The following is an 18,706-nucleotide window of genomic DNA, read 5'->3' on the forward strand; positions in this document are numbered from 1 at the left end:
GTTATGTTCTCCAGTTATGACGGAATTTTGGCGAATAGGGCCTTGCCGGTTGTTAAAGTGGAATTGTAAGTTTTTAGGCTCCATGACTATAAAGGTACTGGAGCCCATTGAGATTGATCGATACTATTTCAAGGCTTACTATTGCGAGTCTGTGTTTCGACGCCATCAAAAAAGTAATCTAGGATGTATAAATCGAACTCATCCAGTTCGCCGATAAGGTGGTTGAGCCCTTGTGTATTCAAGGTTTGTAGTTTATCAATCGCTTGGTATATGTTTAATTCTTCAGAGTTGAAGTCTATAAGGCCCGCATGATGAATTTGCTTGGAGATGTTTCGTGGGAGTCCATATTCTTCTAGTTAATATACGACTTTCGGGAGAAAGGCATGAGATAGTTTTGATACAAACGGTGAAATGTCTTGTGCACTATCGCCGAGAATTTCTTTTTGTATTATAGATACGTCATTGAAGAGGGCGGCAAGTTTAAACGTTACAGTTCTTTCTAATTTGAAGAAGTCGTCAACTCCAACATCAATGTCGTTGAGCTGCTGTAGAAGTTCCGGGATCGTGTTTACCCAGTTTTGGGAAAGAATTTTTACAAATTCAACTACTTTCGTATAGTCAGTTCCCCAGCCAGCCGGCTGAAGTCGAATGACTTTGTATAATAATCTTTCCCAGTTTTCTGGGTTTGGTGAATTAAGGTATCCGAGTCCGTTCCATGAGGCAGGACTGTTTTTGAGGTCTTTAACGATATCCATAATAAGGAACGAATTGCTGCTTTGAAGCATGCTATTGTTTTTTATATCTTTATAGCTCTTCTCCCCAATGAGCTCTGACATTTCCTCTCGGTAGGCAATAATTTTAGCGATTTGTTCTGGAGTCAGTTCTTCAGAGGCGACTCTACTTTCCAAGTCAGAAACTAGTTCGTCCGGGATTTCAAGATTGAGTGCGTTATCTGTCTCTTTTGGTGGTTCTTCAAGAATATAAATTTTCCCAACAAAGTGGCGAAGCATTCGTCCACCTCGGCCTATAATGTTTTTATAGGTGAAGTCAGTTATTCGCGCTCTGCCTTTTCCACTTAAGTTACTCCATAGTATTACGTTTTGGGCGGATGTATTAACTCCTTCTATAATTGATGAGGTGGAAATTATGGTTTGAAGTGCATCCGGCTCTTCAAAAAGCTTTATCTGGATTTGGCTTAGGGATCTGTGTAGCTGGCCATTGTGAATTCCAGTTCCCCGCAGAACCATGTGGGTGAGTCCCCAGTTAGGGTCATAATTCTTAGCAAGCCATTTACTGAAATTGCTAAGTAGCTTGGTGTTTTGTTTGTTTCGATTGCTTAATATGAGAGTGGATAATTTTTCAATATTTGTATAGGTGCCCGCGTAGATCAAAGTTTTGCCAGTAGTGGAGTCCAGTATTCGTAGGAGCTCCTGGCTTTTTTTGGTTTCGTCTTTTCCTATTTCTTTGTATAAATTTTGTTTTTCTAAAAAAACGGTATTGAAATCAAGGCTGCAAAACTCCATACCCTTAGTAAAGATATTATCTTTCAACTTGTTTATGTTGGGGGCTAAAAAATATCGCTGCGTTGCCTTGTCGCCGAGCTTCAAAATAGCCTTTAGCAGGGATGGAGACCTTTCTTTATCAAAAACAGAACTTGCTTTATAAAATTCATCAATAACAAGCATATCCAACACGTCAATTTTATCTACGTAAGATATTGATCTTTCTTGAGGGAATATGAAAATGTTTTGATCGGAAAGCTCTTGGTCTGATGTGGTAATTATTTTATAGTCTAGTCCGAACTTTCTTTGTAGTCGACGTCTTGTTTCATCGGTGAGGGCAATTGTTGGAACGATTATGGCAATATTTTTGGGCTTTTTTATTGAAATAAAAGAGTCAATAACAAAACTCTTTCCGAAACTTGTTGGTGCGCTTACCGCTACACTTTTTCCCGAGAGTAATTTGCTAAGAAGTAATGACTGCTCACGGTGCAAGGTGACTAGCTCTGGTGCTCCTGTGTCTACCTTAAAAGATTCGTGCACATACCTATCTTGCCAAATTGAGCTGCCAAGTTCTAGGTATGGGTACAGACCAGTTTGTCTAATTAAGTTGTTTAGAAGTGGAGTGTATTCTAGCTTCTGGCGTTGGAAGTAATCGAGTAGTTTTATAAGTTCATTGCGTGCTGAAAATTCATTACCCTCGGTGATCAGGTTGTTTATTCTTCCACATTCTTCAAAGATTTCCATTTCTTAGTCCTGCTTTTTTTCGGTTTTTTATAATGTTCCGCGTCGCTTACGAATGCCTCTATTATGGGCTCCTTCTCAGGCACAGGGAAAAGAATTATGTGAAATTTTATTTTTTCGTAGAAATGTATATTGGCCAGGCTCTTTATTTGTTTCTTGAAATAAGAGTTTGCTCGCTCTGAGTGGAATGCGATTATTTTTTCTTTGTAGTCGTCAGAGATCTCTGTTGATGCACTTGTGATGCCGCACTCGTGTAGCAGTAATATTGGTATGTTGATCTTCGGTTTTAATGTGTCAATTGAGGCTTGATGCGATAGCGAGTCTTTTATTTTTTTCTTCAGCTGATCATTTATTTCTAAGAGATCAATATCAGCGATATTGGTGATTATACTGTTTTCTTTCTTTAGTTTATCTGTTTTTAATGAGTTTCCTACGGAGGTAATAATGCTTGGTAATCTTGAATCCTCAATACTGTTGAAAAATTTAGCTTCCCCGAACCATAAAGAAAAATCGTCGTCCCCTTCCAGAACAATATGGACGCTATCCGCGCCCTTGGCATTGTCTTGAGCATTTTGTTTGTAGAATATTTTTGGAACAACAGGTAGGGCATTGTATTTATGCTTCATGATGGCATATAGAACAATTTCTGCTAGCTCACTACCCTTGCTTATATCTTGTTCCTTATCTGTGAGTCTTAGGTTCTCTGCCGCACGCTTTAGGGTTGACTGTGATTTGTGTTCAAGATTTTTACGTTCTTGATGAGATAGCGCGGTTTGTGCGATGTTGTCCCAAATGAAATTACTAAATTTTTCGTAACGCCAATCACCGTCTTCAAAGTCATTTATTATGCTAAGTACATGTTTGTTTTCTATTGGGATTAGTTTAGGATCTATATTTAAATTAATAAAGCTGCTGTCAATTAGAACTTCAAAGTCCATTTCACAATCCCTGCTGGCGAACTACTTTCGTCGCTACTTACGCGAGCTGCGGTAGCTCCTGGTGATGTCGTATGGCCATGGTGCGATTTTTTCGTGCTGCCGTCGAGCTTTGTATTCGACATGGGTATACGAGTCTTAACCCTCCGAGGTATCTGCTCTCCTTGAGATACCTGGGCGTGGGTTATCCAACCGCCAGGGTCTACCCATACGCATCACGATGTACCTGCTTGTTAGATAGTAAGAGTAAACAGTGACGGCTTTCCGATTTCGAAGGTAACTGTTCAAGAACCATTTCAGATGCTTTTCTTTCCACTTCCATGGATTCTCTAGCTGCCAACGTTTCAGAATTGCTGCTTGGATATTTTTTGCCTGATGAAAGTGCCTTGCTCGTGTTGTCGAGGTGCCATGAACGATCCCGGAAATCAAGAGTTCCATGCTGAATGGTTTACTCATATCCGACCGCCGATGTACGCCGATACCACGTCGATTCGACCGTGTCCCAGCTCATAACTGATTTGTAAGCGTGCCTCTCGATCAAGGCGTGGATCGAGGCGTCTGCACCTGCCACCGTTGATGGGCGCTAGGTGATGGGTGATCTGCTCATAGCGTTCGCACGCATAAGCCGCGCGCAGTTCGTGGAAGCCTTTGAGGTTGTGCGTATGGAGGATATCTCGGGCGGGGCGGACGATTTCCCGTTGGAAATCGAGGTAGCTCTCGTTCGGTGCCAGCAGGTTGCGGCTACCGTCGGGAGAGACCTGTTCGGCGTACCTGAGCGCTTCGTGAATATGGTCATCCACCGTGATCCAACGAGGCGCGGTTGCGCCGCCGCGGCCACCTTTGGTGCCGTCCTGGATGTTGATCTTGTCGTAGTGTTCGGCCTCTCTTCGCAGGCGCGGAAGGTCGGCCAAGATGGCCTCGCGCAAGCGCATGCCGGTGGCTCGCGCCAACTGGGCGATGGCCGCCGCGCGCGGCATTTGGTGTTCGCAAAGCTCGTCGACGATCCGCTTCACGTGTTCACGGTATTGGCCTTGCGGCACCGATTGACGAACACTGGTGCGCCGCATTCCCAACGCCTTGCTTGGACTCGGCACTTTCACATACTGATCACCGCGAAGCGCCGCCATGGTCCGGTTCACGCTAGACAATCGGTTTTGCGCGGTGGCGATGCCTATAGCGCCTTGTTCAACTTGCTGACGCAGATATCCGGCGTATTCCAGCAAGGTCTGCCGATCAATTTGCCGTGCATCGTTAAATCCTGGTCCATCCTCCGAGCGACACCACCGAACAAACGCCTGCCAGCGATCACTGTGCGCTTTGACCGTGCCGTAATGTCCGCCGCCAAACAGATCGCGCAATGCCTGCGGCCCGGCATAGCTCAACTGCCGACCATAGCCAAAATTGCGCCCATCTCGTTTACCGACCAACGCCATGATCAAACTCCTCTCGAAGCCAAAATCTTTGAAACCTTCCCCACGTCATCCCGCCTAGGATGTTGAGTGTTATCAGGGATCAAGGCCCCTGCGACCTGTGAGGGTTGTCCACTAACGCGGGACTGGCGGCTCTTTACGACCGGGAGCTTGGGCATCTCAAGATCTAGCCTCCTGAACACTTCCGAAGAAGTGGGCGGGTGGAGGCTGCACTGTCTGACGAGACCAATGCCGCGAGATCCTGAGTCAGGTGAAGGCAGTGAAGCGATGACCGGGGCATGCCAGACTGTCAGTCAGGTGCAGTCCATTCCGTGGGCTGCGGCACCATCATCTGCATCGCTGTTGCTGGCGACTTCGGTGTTTGTCACGCCGATTGTCACTAGGGGGAATGCCGCAAAGCCTTGTACGAGTTGGGCTGCAGCTGCGGTAGGAGCGCCCGTCTCTTTCCGGAAGAAAGAGACGGGCGCAGGTTGGCGCAGTGAAATGGCCAAGCGGATAGGTTGCTGCAGAGCAGCTGGGTCGGGGGATGTATTTGCCGCAATGGCAATGATCTGAAGTTGGCATCCATCACTCGGTGAGTGACCGTGCGAGCCGCCGGACGCTAATCGCACTTTGGGAGAACCACCACGGTGTGGCGTAGCCTTAAAGGTTCTGGCTACCTGGGTTGCTGTCAATGACAGCGCTTTGCCCGATCTTTTCTACGCCTGTGGATAATTCGGGTCAAGACTCTAATTTTCGGGAGTTCTGCGGCTGTGGATGAAATTATCCACCGGTGGAAATCTGTGGTTTTCCACAGACAGTTGCATGGGTTTTAGATTTTTTAAGTGAGGTCCATCCAAGCAGGGCGGCTTTGCAGCCCTGCTTGGATGGACCCGCGTGGACAAGCGGATCATCGAGATTTCGAGAACGTACGCTTACTTTGCTGCGCCGCGATTGGCGATTGGCTTTTGGCCGTGTGACTTGCCTACGCGGGAGCAAGTGTTCGTAGGTCCGCTGCAGAGCTCCGAACATTACGCCAGCAGCTCCGAACATAACGGGGCTAGCTCCGAACATAACGTCGAACTGGATATGCAGCGAAACGATGATGGCTGCTTGTTGAGCAATCATATTGACGCGCCGATGATCGATGCTTGGGACAGACTTATGAAAGGCAGGCGTACAAAGCGCACATGGGTGGACAGGACGAGGAGTAGGTTAACGGCCTACTCCCTCAAGCGGCTTTTCGCCTTGAGCCGCGTGACGTTCGTCCCGGTCTGGTTTGCAAATTCGTGTGGAGTAACATGTTCCTGCCGGTTGGCCTCCAGATATCGGCTCCACTAGTTCATGATCAGCCTGCGCTCCTCGATGAACTCGGCCTTGTGGATGTAAGCGGCGCGGACGTTGTTGCGTTCTTTGTGGCTCATCTGCCGTTCAATGGCTGTCTCCGACCACAATCCTGACTCGATCAGTGCGCTGCAGGCCATCGAACGAAACCCATGTCCACAGATATCAGTTTTGGTGTCGTATCCCATCGTCCGAAGCACGTTATTCACGGTATTTTCGGACATGGGCTTCCAGGGTTTGGCATCGCCTGCGAAGACCAATGCGAATTTGCCTGTGAGTGCATGGATTTTTTCGAGTAGCGCCACTGCTTGCGGCGATAAGGGTACTAAATGGATATCCCCTGCCATCTTCGTACCCCTTGTGGAAAAGGGTACTCCCTCCAACGCGGGTCGAGTGTCCGGTATCTCCCAGGTGCCGCGCTTGAGGTCGAACTCACTCCAGCAGGCGAAACGCAGCTCGCTGGATCGTACAAACACATGCAGCGACAGCATCACCGTCAGACAGGTAAGTGCCCGGCCTTTATAGGTGTCGATCCGCTCCTGCAGTTCTGGCAGTCGCGATAAAGGTAGAGCGGGGCGATGTACCACCCGTGGGGCTTTGATCGAGCCTTCGAGATCGTAAGCAGGGTTTATGGTGATAAGCCGGAGGCGCTTTGCCTCGCGCATGATGCTCTGCAGGTAGTTTTGTACCCTTAAAGCAACGTCGATCGTTCCGCGCTTCTTGATCGCTTCCAAGGGCTGCATGAGGTCATGGGTGTCGAGGTCGACAATGGCGCGGGCGCCGATCAGCGGGAACACGTGGGTTTTGAGGCGACTCATTACAGTCTTGGAGTGGCCTGGTGCCCACTTGGCCGACATTTCCGTGTGCCAGTCCAGCGCAACGCTTTCAAAGGTTCTGCCTTTGATCACGGCTTCCGCCTTGGCTTGGTGCTTGGTCTCTATGGGGTCAATGCCATCCGCCAGCATTCGCTTGATCTCCAAGCGCTTGCGGCGTGCATCGGCGAGGCCAATGACGGGGTAGTTGCCGAACGAGGTCAGTCCTTCCCGTCCGTCAGGTTTGACGTAACGGAGCCGCCAGCCTTTGCGGCCATTGGGTTGGATAAGAAGGTAGAGGCCGTCGCCGTCGAATAGCTTGTAGGCGCGTCAGTGGGCTTGGCTGAGCGGCAAGCCGAATCAGAGAGTGGAGCAGTGGTGCGCGACATAAGGGTACTCCCTTTTATCGAAGTGACCTTTACCCCAAACTCTACCCTTAAACCGGTTGGAATCCACAAGGATTCACCGGAATTCGACAGAACCCCAAAACGAAAAAACCCGCCAGAAGGCGGGTTTTTCGGGGGTTTCAGAGATTTTGAAAGCCTTCTCTGGAACCTTGTATGGTGCCGGCACCAGGAGTCGAACCCGGGACCTACTGATTACAAGTCAGTTGCTCTACCAACTGAGCTATACCGGCGTGTTGGGCGACGATTATAGCGATTGGCGGGCTTCTGTAAACCCCTGATTACTGACTATTTTTCAGCGGGTCTCTGATAAGGCTCGTGTCCTTGTGTGTGCTTGAGCGCACGAGCGCCGCTCATGATCAGTTCGCGGTTATCGCGCTTTGTAAAACGTGTTGCCCGCCAGGATACTTTTGTTGACGAATGACATGGCTCCAATCGCGACGTTGTCGTCGCAGGCCAGGCCCGCCGAGGGTTCGACGGGCCTGGTCTCGCGGATGGCGTTAGCCGGGTCACACGCCGTTTTTAACAGCGTTGATCAGGGCCTGGCTCAGAACTTGGGCAGGAGCCACCTGCACGCTCTGGGTATAGAACGGCGGCAGGTTCTGGGCCAGTTGCGACAGCGCCTGGGCCGTGGTGTTTCCTGGCAACAACACGTATTGCAGGTTCGACGGGTAGCTTTGCGGCACCGGGCCTTCCATGGTCGAGCCGTACGCGCCGAAAGTCATCACTGCTTGAGGGGTGGTGGGGTCTGGTGCGTAGAGGAACACGAAGGTGCCGTATTTTGGGTGCGTCAGGTACTGCTCGGCCTGGGCACGTACCGCCGGGTCCGGGTCGTTCATCAGGGTCCAGCGCATGACCGCATAGCTGCGGGTGGTTTCCATGAATGCCGTGCGAATCGGCGACTGGTTTTCCACGCCGCCCAGGCACACCAGCAGGTTGCCGAAAGGATCAAGCAGGGCCACAGAGTTGAATACACTGGCCTGCTGGGCCGTTTTCAGCAGGGGCGGCGCCAGTTCCGCACCAGGGTCACGCGGGTCGCTGGAGGTGACCGTCAAGGCGAACGGACTCAATTTGGTCAATGCCTGGCGTACCGGGCTGTTCGCCGGCAGCGTGGCCGGGTTTTTCAGTTTCGAAGGCTCAAGACCGCTGTTGTTGCTCGCTTTGCGCACAGTGTCGACGCTGGCAGAGAAGATCGAGCTGGTGAGGTAGTACGCCGCCGAGTCGATGGTCTGGCCACCAAACACCGGGCTCATTGAGCCTTGATAAGCACGGCTGACAGGCGCGGCGACCGCGTAATAGCCCCAGGTTTTTTGCGCTTGCTGACGAATGTGCGGCGGCAACGACGGGAAGGTGAACTGACTGTTGTAGTTGATCCCCGCGTAGTCATCGATCGCACTCACGGCGACGTTGAATCCAGCGGTGAGCAGAGCGCCGGCGCACATGGCGCAAGGGTCGAGCGTGGTCACGATGGTCAGTTTATTCGGCGGCGGAAGCTTCAGCGATTCCGCTTTTGCGTAGTACCAGTCCACCAGCTGTCGCTCACCATGGGCGGTCGGGTCATGGGGGAGGAAGTAGGTGGTGCCGTTCCCCGGAAAAGGCATTAACACGTTGTTGTGAAGTGCGGCGATGACTTCGCCAGTGGCGTTGTTGATGATGGCCCCGCCCACGGCGAAGGTTTGTTGAATGGCCGCGAGGATGGCCTCGTTGGCGACGGTATCGACCGCTTCCTGTGCACTCTTCAATGTGGTCATTGTGTCCCAGCTCCTTGCTGTCCTGAGCGCCAGAGATTTCTGACGCCTGGCAACGATAGTTCAAGCGAAGGAAGTTGGTTATGACCATTCGGCTTAATGCTTATGCACAACGGCAGGTGGTTTCGCTGCGTTTACGGCTCATTTTGTGGAGCCGTTCTCAATAAATCGCAACTGGCTGTTTTTTCGTCTGTTTTTTAATGTGAATAAAAAATGACCAAACGCTTTTGCGGCCTAAAAGCCATGGATCCAAAGGCTTTCGCCAAGTTTCATCAACAGACTTATCCACAGGCTGATGGTCGGTGTGGAGGGGGTTATCGACGCTCGGCGAGCAGCATCAGATTGCGTGGTGTCAGTGGGGTTTCGCAGAATAATCCCAGGCGCACCGAGTAACCCCGTTCTTCGAGAAACAGCGCTCGGTCGAGTACCAGCCACAGCTCCAGCGGGCGCCGGAACAGGCCGCGTAGCAGTTCCAGATTGCGCACCTGGGCCAGGCGTTTCCAACCAGCGCCTTCCAGCGCCGGCCAATCCTGCGCCGGGACTGTGGATAAGTCTTTCAGCGCGGCCAGGTCGCGGCAGTAATCGGCGAAGGGTTTATCCAGCCAGGCGCTGGGCAGCGACGGTGTGGGCAGGTAGTCGTCGCAGCCGCGCAGTTGCCGTTGCAGCAGATCAAAGGCCAGGCGGCGGGCCATGGACGTGTCGCGTTGACGTCGGACGCGGGCACCGGCGGTGATGGTTTCGCTCATCGGTAGCGCCAGATCGTCGAGGGAAAGCTGTAGGCCGGAACCTTTAGCTGCGTCGGACAGCGGCTGATACTGGCGAGCGCTGATGCGGTTATAACAGCAGGGCGCAATGGCCAGTTGTTTGCAGCCGGCCGCGCTGGCCAGTTGCATCAGCCGCACATGTAAATCGCCGCAGGCGTGCAAGGCGACGGGTGTCTGATCGGCGCTCAGGCGCGCTGCCGCATCGGCGGCCATCACGTCTTGTTGAAGATGATTGACTGCGAGGTGATGGTGCTGACTCAGCGCCTGACCGCTGGCGATCAGCGCCGGGTCATATTCCAGACAGGTTAGTTGTTGGTCGGCTTGCAGCAGGCGTCGTCCCAAATGACCTTTGCCCGAGCACCAGTCCAGCCAGTGTCGAGGTCTTGCGGCAAATTGCAGGCAACCGGCGAACGCTTCAATCTGCCGCCATTTGCGCCCGGGCACGTCGACGTTCAGCCTTCGGGTCGAAGGCTCCGTTGTATGAAAGGGCAACTCGCCTACAGCGCTGAGCGCGATGGCCTGCGCAGCCAGTCCTGGAAAAGGCGCGGGTGCCAGCAGATGCTCAGGATGGTTGTGGCTGGTTTCCGCGTCTTCCAGCGAACGCTGGCGTAGCCAATCTGCCAGTTCGGGACAGGCCGCTTCCCACGGCAGTTGCCGATGGGTAAACGGCCGCGGTCGCCAAAGCGCCTGATGCTCGGTCAGGAACTCGTCCAGTGCCTTGAAGCGGGCGAGCAACTGCTCGCCCGCAAGCACCGGCCGATCAGCGTCCCTGGCAGGCATCGACGCGCAACCAGCGCTCCAGCAGCTTGAAGCCACGCACCAGGATGTAGGCCATCAACAGGTAGAACATGCCGGCCGCGAAGAAGATCTCCACGGGCAGGTAGGTCCGGGCAATGATGGTGCGGGCCATGCCGGTCAGTTCGAGCAAGGTCACGGTGCTGGCCAGGGCGCTGGCCTTGAGCATCAGGATCACTTCGTTGCTGTAGGCCGGCAGGCCGATACGCGCGGCACGCGGCAGCATGATGTAGAGCAGCGCTTTGGGCCGCGACATGCCCAACGCCCGTGCGGCTTCGACCTCGCCCTTCGGGATGGCCTGGATCGCCCCGCGCAGGATCTCGGCGATGTAGGCCGCAGTGTGCAGGGTCATGGTGGCGGTGGCGCACCAGAACGGATCGCGCAAGTAGGGCCACATCGCGCTCGCGCGGACCGCATCGAACTGCGCCAGGCCGTAATAGACCAGGAACAGTTGCACCAGCAACGGCGTGCCACGGAAGAAGAAAATGTACGCGTATGGCACTGCGCGCACGTACCACAGGCGCGACGAGCGGGCGATGCCCAGCGGAATCGCCAGCAGCAAGCCGAGGACGACGGCGATGGCCACCAGTTCCAGGGTCAGGGTCGCGCCCTGTGCCAGTTTCGGCAGCCACTTGATGATGACTTCCCAGTTCATTGCGTGCTCCTCGCGAAGCCGCGAGCGGCACGTTTTTCCAGCAGGTGCATGCCGGTCATGGCCAGAATCGTCAGGCCCAGGTACATGAAGGCTGCGACCATGTAGAAGGTGAACGGCTGCTTGGACATGGTGACGCCGTTTTGCGCGTGACGCATGATTTCTTCCAGGCCGATCACCGACACCAGCGCGGTGTCTTTCATCAGGATCATGAACAGGTTGCCCAGGCCCGGCAGGGCGATGCGCCACATCTGCGGCATGATCAATTTGGTGAAGATCCGGCATTTCGACAAACCCAGCGCAACACCGGCTTCGCGGTGACCTTTGGGGATTGCCAGAATCGCGCCGCGAAAGACTTCCGTGGCGTAGGCGCCAAAGCACAGGCCCAGGGCGATCACGCCGGCGGCGAAGGCATTGAGCGCGAGATCGGGGTTGCCGAAAAACTCGCCCAAGGCACGCATCAGGTTGACCGTGCCAAAGTAGATCAACAGCACCCAGAGCAATTCCGGGATACCGCGAACCAGGGTCGAGTAAGTGCCGCCAAGCCATTGCAACGGCTTGTACGGGGAGGTCTTGGCCAAGGCGCCGAGCAGGCCGAGCACCAGCCCCAGGCACAACGCCGAGAGAGCCAGTTTGACGGTCATCAGCGCGCCAGCGGCGAGCGCCGGGCCAAATCCGTAGAGATCGATAGTCATGGATTTCTTTTCAAATCGCGGCAGGCTTTGCCAAGGACCGGCGCACGGTCAGAGAGCGGCGCCGGCCAGGCCAGTCAGAATCAATAGATGCTGAACGGGAAGTACTTGTCGTTGATCTTTTTGTAGGTGCCGTCAGCGACGATTTCTTTCAATGCGGCGTTCAGCTTGTTACGCAGTTCATCCTGACCCTTGCGCACGGCAATGCCGATTTTGTCGCTGGCTACCACCGGATCACCTTTGAACTCGTAGTTTTTGCCGGCATCGCTTTTCAGCCAGTCGTAGTTGGCGTATTTGTCGGCGAGGATCGCATCGACGCGACCGGAGGTCAGGTCCAGGTAGGCGTTTTCCTGAGTGTCATACAGCTTGATGGTGACGTCGTCGCCGTAATTGTCCTCAAGCCAGGTGCCGGCCAAAGTGGCGCGCTGAGTGCCGATGATCTTGCCTTTGAGCGAGGCCTTGTCGGTTTTGAGATCGACGTTTTTCGGCGCGATGAACTGCAGTTTGTTCGAGTAGTACGGGTCGGTGAAATCAACGGCCTGCTTGCGCTCCTCGGTGATCGACAGCGAAGAGATCAGGAAATCGAACTTCTTGGCGTTCAGTGCCGGAATGATACCGTCCCAGTCAGAGGTGACGACTTCGCATTCGACCCGCATCTTGGCGCACAGCGCGTCGCCGATGTCTTTGTCGAAACCGACCACCTGGCCGCTGGCATCTTTGTTGTTGAATGGTGGGTAAGCCGCTTCGATGCCCATCTTCAGTGTTTCGGCGGCCATTGCGTTGACCGAGAACACCAGTGTGGCGGCCGCAGCCAGGAGGAGTTTTTTGTAAGTCTGCATGTAGATAGCTCCGTTAGCGGTTGCTGGACATGAATTGTTTGCAGCGCGCCGAAAGCGGGTTTTCGAACACCTGCTGGGGTGATCCTTGCTCTTCTATGAGCCCCTGGTGAAGGAACACCACTTCACTGGACACCTGACGGGCGAAGCCCATTTCGTGGGTGACCAACAGCATGGTGCGACCTTCATCGGCCAGGGCGCGGATCACGTTTAGTACTTCCTGAACCATTTCCGGGTCAAGCGCGGACGTCGGCTCATCAAACAGAATGACTTTGGGTTGCATCGCCAGCGTGCGGGCGATGGCGGCGCGTTGTTGCTGACCACCGGAAAGTTCTGCAGGGTAGGCGTGACGTTTGTCGGCGATGCCGACCTTGGCCAGCAGGGCTTCTGCCACTTCGATGGCCTCGGCCTTGCTTTGCCCGAGCACGCGGCGAGGCGCTTCGATGATGTTGTCGAGCACGCTCATGTGCGGCCACAGGTTAAAGTTTTGAAACACAAAACCGATTTCGCTGCGCAGGCGATTGATCTGCTTGCCGTCGGCAGCGACCAGTTCGCCGTTTTTCGAAGGCTTGAGCTTAAGCTCTTCGCCGGCCACCAGAATCTGGCCCTGGTGTGGGTTTTCGAGCAGGTTGATGCAGCGCAGGAAAGTGGACTTGCCGGAACCGGAGGAGCCCAGGATCGAGATCACATCGCCGTCGCGTGCGGTCAGCGAGACGCCTTTGAGCACCTCAAGCGTCCCGTAGCGTTTGTGCAAGTTGCGGATTTCAAGCGCGGGCGCGGCCTCAGCCATGTGCGGTCCTCATTGTGTCTGTTGTGCTCCTGCTGTTGGCCGGGCCTTCCTGGCGAGGCGCCAAGCTAGCATAGCGGTCGAATGGCGGCCAACAGCCCCACGGGGCGTAAACGGGCAGTGCGTTGCGGGTTGTCGCCTCAGCACAGCAGACTGTCGCGCCATCAACAACCCATCCCCCCGTTGAAGCCATGTCTGTGCGGGTGTCGCGTAAAAAAAGGCGCGATGGTGCCAGCTTTGGCCGGGTGTTGGAAGCGCTAACCGGACAAACGCTCCCGATCTGCACTTTTATTGTGCGCAAGCCGTTTTTTTGGTGTGTTTCTGGTGCATGACTTCGCCCACAAAGTGTGTGGCAGGGTAACGTTCTGGCTAAGTGCTATCAATTTCAATGACTTGCGATGACTGTCCGGTCAAGGCGAGATCGCCGGGGTAGAGGGGGTCTGAAACATTTTGGCGCAATTATTGCGTGCAGAATCCAGAACGCCCCGTTGGCTTCTTTTTACGAGAAGGACGCCAAGCGGGATGGACGCAATCGCTTATCCTTATAAAGGTAGTTTCAATGAGCAGTACCCAAAGCTCTAATGACCTCGAACAGGGGCTCAAACCGCGCCATGTGACCATGTTGTCGATTGCCGGCGTTATCGGCGCCGGCCTGTTCGTTGGCTCGGGTCACGCCATCGCCGCCGCCGGCCCGGCCGTGCTGTTGGCCTACGCCGCCGCCGGTATGCTGGTAGTGCTGGTCATGCGCATGCTTGGCGAAATGGCCGTTGCTTCTCCGGACACAGGCTCCTTCTCGACCTACGCCGATCGCGCCATCGGTCACTGGGCCGGTTTCACCATCGGCTGGCTCTACTGGTGGTTCTGGGTTCTGGTAATCCCGCTGGAGGCCAACGCCGCCGCGACTATCCTGCATGCCTGGTTCCCTAACGTGGCCATCTGGGCATTTACCCTGATCATCACGTTGCTGCTGACAGTGACCAATCTGTTCAGCGTGAAGAACTACGGTGAGTTCGAATTCTGGTTCGCTCTGATCAAAGTCCTGGCGATCATCGGTTTCATTGTCCTTGGTGTCATGGCGATCTTCGGCTTCCTGCCAGGCAGCCAGGTCAGCGGCGTTTCGCACCTGTTCGACACCCAGGGCTTCCTGCCAAACGGCATGGGCGCCGTACTGGGCGCGATCCTGACCACCATGTTTTCCTTCATGGGCACCGAGATCGTGACCATCGCGGCCGCGGAGTCGAAGAACCCGGGCCAGCAAATCTCCAAGGCCACCAACTCGGTGATCTGGCGGATTGGTTTGTTCTACCTCGTATCGATCTTCATCGTTGTGGCGCTGGTGCCATGGAACGACCCGGTTCTGGCCAGCGTCGGTTCCTATCAGACCGTGCTTGAGCGCATGGGCATCCCGAACGCCAAGCTGATCGTCGACCTCGTGGTGCTGGTTGCTGTGACCAGTTGCCTGAACTCGGCGCTGTACACCGCATCCCGCATGATGTTCTCCCTGGGCAAACGTGGTGATGCACCGGCCGTTTCCCAGCGCACCAACAAGAGCGGCACGCCGTACTGGGCCGTCATGTTGTCTACCTGCGCGGCGTTCCTCGCAGTGTTCGCCAACTACGTGGCCCCGGCTGCGGTGTTCGAATTCCTGCTGGCCAGCTCCGGCGCCATTGCGCTGTTGGTGTACCTGGTGATCGCGATTTCGCAACTGCGCATGCGCAAACAGCGCATGGCACGCGGCGAAAAAATCGCCTTCAGCATGTGGCTGTTTCCGGGCCTGACCTACGCGGTGATCGTATTCATCGTGGCGGCCCTGACCATCATGCTGTTTCAGGATGCCCATCGTGTGGAAATCCTTGCCACGGGGCTGTTGAGTCTTTTGGTGGTGGCTGCCGGTTTGTTTGTGGCTCGCCGTCGCAAACTGGAACAGCGTGGCGCGGTAGCGTTGAGCTGATTCGCCCTGCGTAATGAAAACGGCCGCTGTCAGGGATGACAGCGGCCGTTTTTGTTTTCGCAAGCTTCAGGGGCGGGTTATTCGGCTTTTGCCTCTGGCTCTTCCAGCGACTCGCGGTAGCTGTCCAGCGCATTGCCGAAGTCGGTGATGAACTGCGGCTCTGTCAGCCAGGCCTGGGCGGCCTCACGGTCCACGCCATCGGCCCACATGCGGTAGTCGATCAGCATGTCGGCGGCCAGGTGAGTGGCGGCCATGGCTTCGTTCTCGGCGTTTTCCATGTCCAGCAACTCTGGATGGTCGTTGATGATCTCGCTGAGGTTCGACAGCAGGGTCAGCAGCATGTCGTTACGGCTGATGGCTTGCGCCTCACGCATTTTGCTGAACATCGCCAGAGTGTACTCAGGCATCTGCTCGGCTGGCGCGTTCGGGTCGTCATGCATGGCGATGGGTTTTCTGCCGCTGATGCGAATCTGCTTGGCTTTGATCTTGGCGCGTTTGGCGCGTTTCTGTTGCTTGTTCGTGGCGGCCATCTACTTTGTTCCGTATTCGTGTGGGAGAGCGCAGTCAGGTGGGTACGCTGCGCGGTACCAACCGTCCTGGCGTGTCGGGATGCAATTCGCCGTTCTGTAGCCAGGACAACGCAATGGGCCATAGTGTGGCTTGGTACGGGCTGCGAAAAAAGGCGAAATGTCCGACCACCACTTCGCCAATGTCTTCTGGGGCGATTCGCAGGTGCGTGTTGGAACTGGCTTTGAAGTAGCCGAGCAAGCGCTCGATGGCAGAAATCGTACCGTATGGATCGTCGCTAAGGCTGATAGCCAGGGTTTGCGCGGTGACGGCGGCGAAGGGCAGGCCTTGGGCTTTTGCGGCGATTACACGGCCACTGGGCCGCTCTTCGTAGCGAGCGGCCGGCGTGCTCCAGTCGTGGACGACGCCGGCTGGCGTATCTTCGAGCCAGCCAAGACGTTTGCCGGGAAAGTAACCGTAGAACTTCGTCATCAGCGGCATGAACAGATGCCATTTGATGAGCATCCGCCAGCGGCTGTCTGACGCGTAGTCTCGCCAATAAGCGAACTGCGCGCCTACGGTGACCAGGCGCCGGATCACCTCTGCGGAAGCGGCCAACCCTGCCGCACAGCCACCGAAGCTATGAGCGACTACATCGATCGGTTGGCCTGGAAATTCCCGTGTCGCCCGTTGCAGCATCGCTTCGAAATCCAGCGCACCCCAGTCCGACCAGGACGCCTTGAATCCGCGTAATGAGTCGGGCCGGGATTCACCGATACCGCGGTAGTCGTAAACCACGACGTCGAAACCGTTGGTAAACAGGTAATCGGCGAAACGAAAGTAATGCCGGCAGCGCACCGAAGTTGCCGCGTTGATGATCACCACCGGGCGATTGGGATTTTGCAGGGAATGGCGCCAGGTAAAGCCGCCGAGGACAAAACCATCGGCGGCTGGCTCTTTGAATGATTCGCTGGGGCCGGTGGTTGGTGGCGGCAATTCCATCCGGGCTGGCGACGACGGTGCCGGTGAGGGCGTGTTCGACAGAGTCATTGGGGGCAGGCCTGGGCGCGGTTTGCTGCCAACGATAGTCTTCATGCAGATCATGAACAATCTACCGGGGTATCCGATTGCTCAGTCGCTCTTCAAGCAGCACCTGTTCGCGATCCAACTCCTTGCGCAGTTCTTCTTCGCTCGGCAGTACCAGCTTGTATTTGCTGGCAAATAGCTGCTCGTTACCCTCCAGGACCGAGTAACGCACTACTGATTCATCTTTTTGTGCGCAGAGAATGATCCCGACGGTGGGGCTATCGTCGGGGCCGCGCTTGAGGTCGTCATACATACGCACATACATGTCCATCTGGCCCACGTCCTGATGAGTCAGCTCGCCGCGTTTGAGATCGAAGATCACGAAGCACTTGAGCAGGTAGTTGTAAAACACCAGGTCAATGTAGAAGTCCTTGCTCTCGGTGCTGATGCGCTGTTGCCGTGCAACGAAAGCGAAACCTTTGCCCAGCTCAAGCATGAAGCCCTGTAGCTGATCGATGAGCGCCTGTTCCAGACCGGTTTCCTGCAAGACGCCAGCGTTGGGCAGCCCAAGAAATTCGAGGACCACCGGGTCGCGAACAAACTCGCGTGGGTTTTTAGGCAATGCCTTGATGTCGGTTGCTGCTTCCTGTTTGACCGCCGGGCGATCCTTGCTGGTCAGGAGACGTTCGTAATAGAGCGTGCCGATTTGTCGTTCCAGTGCCCGAGTTGACCAGTTCAGTGTGGCGGCTTCGTCCATGTACCAGCGGCGTGCGCTGTCGTTTTCTACGCGTAGCAAGGTGCGGTAGTGGGTCCAACTCAATTCGTGACGCAGTGCGTCACAAATTGGAAATGCATGGAAAAAGAGGCGCATGTATCGAAGATTGGAGGAATCAAATCCCTTGCCAAACTCTGTAGTCAGCACTTTGGCGAGTGTTGGCAGCAACCGCTTGCCATATGCCGCCCGCTCAGCGCCATTCTGCTCGAATTCGACGATATGTCGGCCGATCTGCCAGCAGGTTTGCACTTGAAGTGTGTCGACCGCTCGTAGTGCCTTGTGGCGTGCCTGGCGGATCAGTTCACCGAGGTTGCTTAGCAGTGGTGTGAGGCAGGAATCCGGCTGGAGGGTGGGTGTCGGTGATTTCATGCAATCTCCCGCGGTCATGGTTGAGGTGCGCGGTCGATTGATAGGAGTCGGCCGGCAGGCATCAAAGGATGCCTGCAATCGGCCATTCGGCTTTGCAGGACGCGTCCGGTTGATTGGAAGGAAAGGGCTATTCCGTCAGGACGCTGAGAGGCTGGGGGCGGCTAACAGCAAAACGGCCACTGTCATCGCTGGCAGTGGCCGTTTTTTCGAACCGCAGAAATTATCGTGGTGCTTTCACCAGCGCCTCGGAGGCGGCCACGTAGTCCGCCTGGAACTGCGGGCTTTCGATCCATGCCAAAGCCTTGGCTTCGTCCGCTTCGGTCGACCACTGGCGATACTCGATCAGTGCCGCGAGGATGAAATCGGTGGCGCCTTCTTCGCCTTCCTGTTCAAACACGATTTCGAGCAGCGGGTCTTCCAGGAAAGCCGTGCACAGCGCTTGTTGGCTGGTCTTTTCGGCATCGCGCATTTTTATGAACAGCTCGGTCAGGTCCACCGACTCAAAGTCGATACGCTCATCGTTCGGGTCCAGTTCGACCGGAGCACTCGCGCGCTGCACGCGATTTTGTTTGGCCTTGGCTTTCGCGCGTTGGGTTCTTTTGTGCTGCTTGTTCGCCGATGCCATGGGCTTCGATCCTTAGTTCAGGAGCAAGGGGG

General features: G+C 55.0%; 14 protein-coding genes, 1 tRNA gene and 1 pseudogene. 1 reads left to right on the forward strand and 15 read right to left on the reverse strand.

What is annotated here, in order from left to right:
* Positions 1-356 precede the first annotated feature (356 nt).
* The 11 genes and pseudogenes from HK44_RS27675 to HK44_RS27725 form a co-directional block, all read right to left on the reverse strand.
* Positions 357-2,246 (reverse strand): DEAD/DEAH box helicase, encoded by a 1,890-nt coding sequence (locus HK44_RS27675; RefSeq protein WP_019691272.1) that lies wholly within the window; start codon positions 2,244-2,246, stop codon positions 357-359.
* The gene (locus tag HK44_RS27680) at positions 2,216-3,181 is read right to left on the reverse strand and encodes a HamA C-terminal domain-containing protein (protein ID WP_019691273.1); all 966 of its coding nucleotides are present in this window, start codon (positions 3,179-3,181) and stop codon (positions 2,216-2,218) included. The genes HK44_RS27675 and HK44_RS27680 overlap by 31 nt, the downstream gene beginning before the upstream one ends.
* Before the next feature lie 449 nt (positions 3,182-3,630).
* Positions 3,631-4,611, reverse strand: a complete 981-nt coding sequence (locus tag HK44_RS27685; protein ID WP_019691274.1) for an integrase domain-containing protein — start codon at positions 4,609-4,611, stop codon at positions 3,631-3,633.
* 1,199 nt (positions 4,612-5,810) lie between these two features.
* A pseudogene (locus tag HK44_RS27690) lies at positions 5,811-7,132 on the reverse strand (tyrosine-type recombinase/integrase).
* 172 nt (positions 7,133-7,304) lie between these two features.
* Positions 7,305-7,380 (reverse strand) — tRNA-Thr (locus HK44_RS27695).
* A gap of 276 nt (positions 7,381-7,656) precedes the next feature.
* Positions 7,657-8,898, reverse strand: coding sequence for a nucleoside deaminase (locus tag HK44_RS27700; protein ID WP_019691277.1), 1,242 nt, complete (start codon positions 8,896-8,898; stop codon positions 7,657-7,659).
* 311 nt (positions 8,899-9,209) lie between these two features.
* Positions 9,210-10,439, reverse strand: coding sequence for a methyltransferase (locus tag HK44_RS27705; protein WP_019691278.1), 1,230 nt, complete (start codon positions 10,437-10,439; stop codon positions 9,210-9,212).
* Positions 10,420-11,109, reverse strand: coding sequence for an ABC transporter permease (locus tag HK44_RS27710; protein WP_019691279.1), 690 nt, complete (start codon positions 11,107-11,109; stop codon positions 10,420-10,422). Before HK44_RS27710 ends, HK44_RS27705 begins: the two co-directional genes overlap by 20 nt.
* Entirely contained in the window at positions 11,106-11,801 is a 696-nt protein-coding gene (locus HK44_RS27715) for an ABC transporter permease (RefSeq protein ID WP_019691280.1), read from the reverse strand. Before HK44_RS27715 ends, HK44_RS27710 begins: the two co-directional genes overlap by 4 nt.
* 80 nt (positions 11,802-11,881) lie before the next feature.
* A complete protein-coding gene (locus HK44_RS27720; protein ID WP_019691281.1) occupies positions 11,882-12,637 on the reverse strand; it encodes an ABC transporter substrate-binding protein in 756 nt (251 codons plus the stop codon).
* 13 nt (positions 12,638-12,650) lie between these two features.
* The gene (locus HK44_RS27725) at positions 12,651-13,424 is read right to left on the reverse strand and encodes an ABC transporter ATP-binding protein (RefSeq protein WP_019691282.1); all 774 of its coding nucleotides are present in this window, start codon (positions 13,422-13,424) and stop codon (positions 12,651-12,653) included.
* Between the two features lie 556 nt (positions 13,425-13,980).
* Here HK44_RS27725 and gabP point away from each other — a divergent pair.
* On the forward strand, positions 13,981-15,372 hold the full coding sequence (gene gabP, locus HK44_RS27730) for a GABA permease (protein WP_019691283.1): 1,392 nt from the start codon (positions 13,981-13,983) through the stop codon (positions 15,370-15,372).
* Positions 15,373-15,449: 77 nt separating this feature from the next.
* Here the strand turns inward: gabP and HK44_RS27735 are convergent, their stop codons facing one another.
* From HK44_RS27735 to HK44_RS27750, 4 genes are all read right to left on the reverse strand, one after another.
* Complete coding sequence (locus HK44_RS27735) at positions 15,450-15,902, reverse strand: hypothetical protein (protein WP_019691284.1); 453 nt, start codon at positions 15,900-15,902, stop codon at positions 15,450-15,452.
* Between the two features lie 34 nt (positions 15,903-15,936).
* Positions 15,937-16,929: an alpha/beta hydrolase family protein gene (locus HK44_RS27740; protein ID WP_024265218.1), complete on the reverse strand. Its 993-nt coding sequence runs from the start codon at positions 16,927-16,929 to the stop codon at positions 15,937-15,939.
* A gap of 61 nt (positions 16,930-16,990) precedes the next feature.
* Complete coding sequence (locus tag HK44_RS27745) at positions 16,991-18,049, reverse strand: PDDEXK nuclease domain-containing protein (RefSeq protein ID WP_019691286.1); 1,059 nt, start codon at positions 18,047-18,049, stop codon at positions 16,991-16,993.
* A gap of 220 nt (positions 18,050-18,269) precedes the next feature.
* Complete coding sequence (locus HK44_RS27750) at positions 18,270-18,674, reverse strand: hypothetical protein (protein ID WP_019691287.1); 405 nt, start codon at positions 18,672-18,674, stop codon at positions 18,270-18,272.
* Between the last annotated feature and the right edge of the window lie 32 nt (positions 18,675-18,706).

The organism is Pseudomonas fluorescens HK44, from assembly GCF_000217955.3.
In the GTDB taxonomy this organism is placed as follows: Bacteria; Pseudomonadota; Gammaproteobacteria; order Pseudomonadales; family Pseudomonadaceae; genus Aquipseudomonas; species Aquipseudomonas fluorescens_AQ.

Coding starts and splice junctions, on each gene's coding strand:
- HK44_RS27705 (WP_019691278.1), bottom strand. CDS start 10,439: ATGCCTGCCAGGGACGCTGATCGGCCGGTGCTTGCGGGCGAGCAGTTG.
- HK44_RS27740 (WP_024265218.1), bottom strand. CDS start 16,929: ATGACTCTGTCGAACACGCCCTCACCGGCACCGTCGTCGCCAGCCCGG.
- HK44_RS27745 (WP_019691286.1), bottom strand. CDS start 18,049: ATGAAATCACCGACACCCACCCTCCAGCCGGATTCCTGCCTCACACCA.
- HK44_RS27735 (WP_019691284.1), bottom strand. CDS start 15,902: ATGGCCGCCACGAACAAGCAACAGAAACGCGCCAAACGCGCCAAGATC.
- HK44_RS27680 (WP_019691273.1), bottom strand. CDS start 3,181: ATGGACTTTGAAGTTCTAATTGACAGCAGCTTTATTAATTTAAATATA.
- HK44_RS27750 (WP_019691287.1), bottom strand. CDS start 18,674: ATGGCATCGGCGAACAAGCAGCACAAAAGAACCCAACGCGCGAAAGCC.
- HK44_RS27700 (WP_019691277.1), bottom strand. CDS start 8,898: ATGACCACATTGAAGAGTGCACAGGAAGCGGTCGATACCGTCGCCAAC.
- gabP (WP_019691283.1), top strand. CDS start 13,981: ATGAGCAGTACCCAAAGCTCTAATGACCTCGAACAGGGGCTCAAACCG.
- HK44_RS27685 (WP_019691274.1), bottom strand. CDS start 4,611: ATGGCGTTGGTCGGTAAACGAGATGGGCGCAATTTTGGCTATGGTCGG.
- HK44_RS27715 (WP_019691280.1), bottom strand. CDS start 11,801: ATGACTATCGATCTCTACGGATTTGGCCCGGCGCTCGCCGCTGGCGCG.
- HK44_RS27675 (WP_019691272.1), bottom strand. CDS start 2,246: ATGGAAATCTTTGAAGAATGTGGAAGAATAAACAACCTGATCACCGAG.
- HK44_RS27720 (WP_019691281.1), bottom strand. CDS start 12,637: ATGCAGACTTACAAAAAACTCCTCCTGGCTGCGGCCGCCACACTGGTG.
- HK44_RS27710 (WP_019691279.1), bottom strand. CDS start 11,109: ATGAACTGGGAAGTCATCATCAAGTGGCTGCCGAAACTGGCACAGGGC.
- HK44_RS27725 (WP_019691282.1), bottom strand. CDS start 13,424: ATGGCTGAGGCCGCGCCCGCGCTTGAAATCCGCAACTTGCACAAACGC.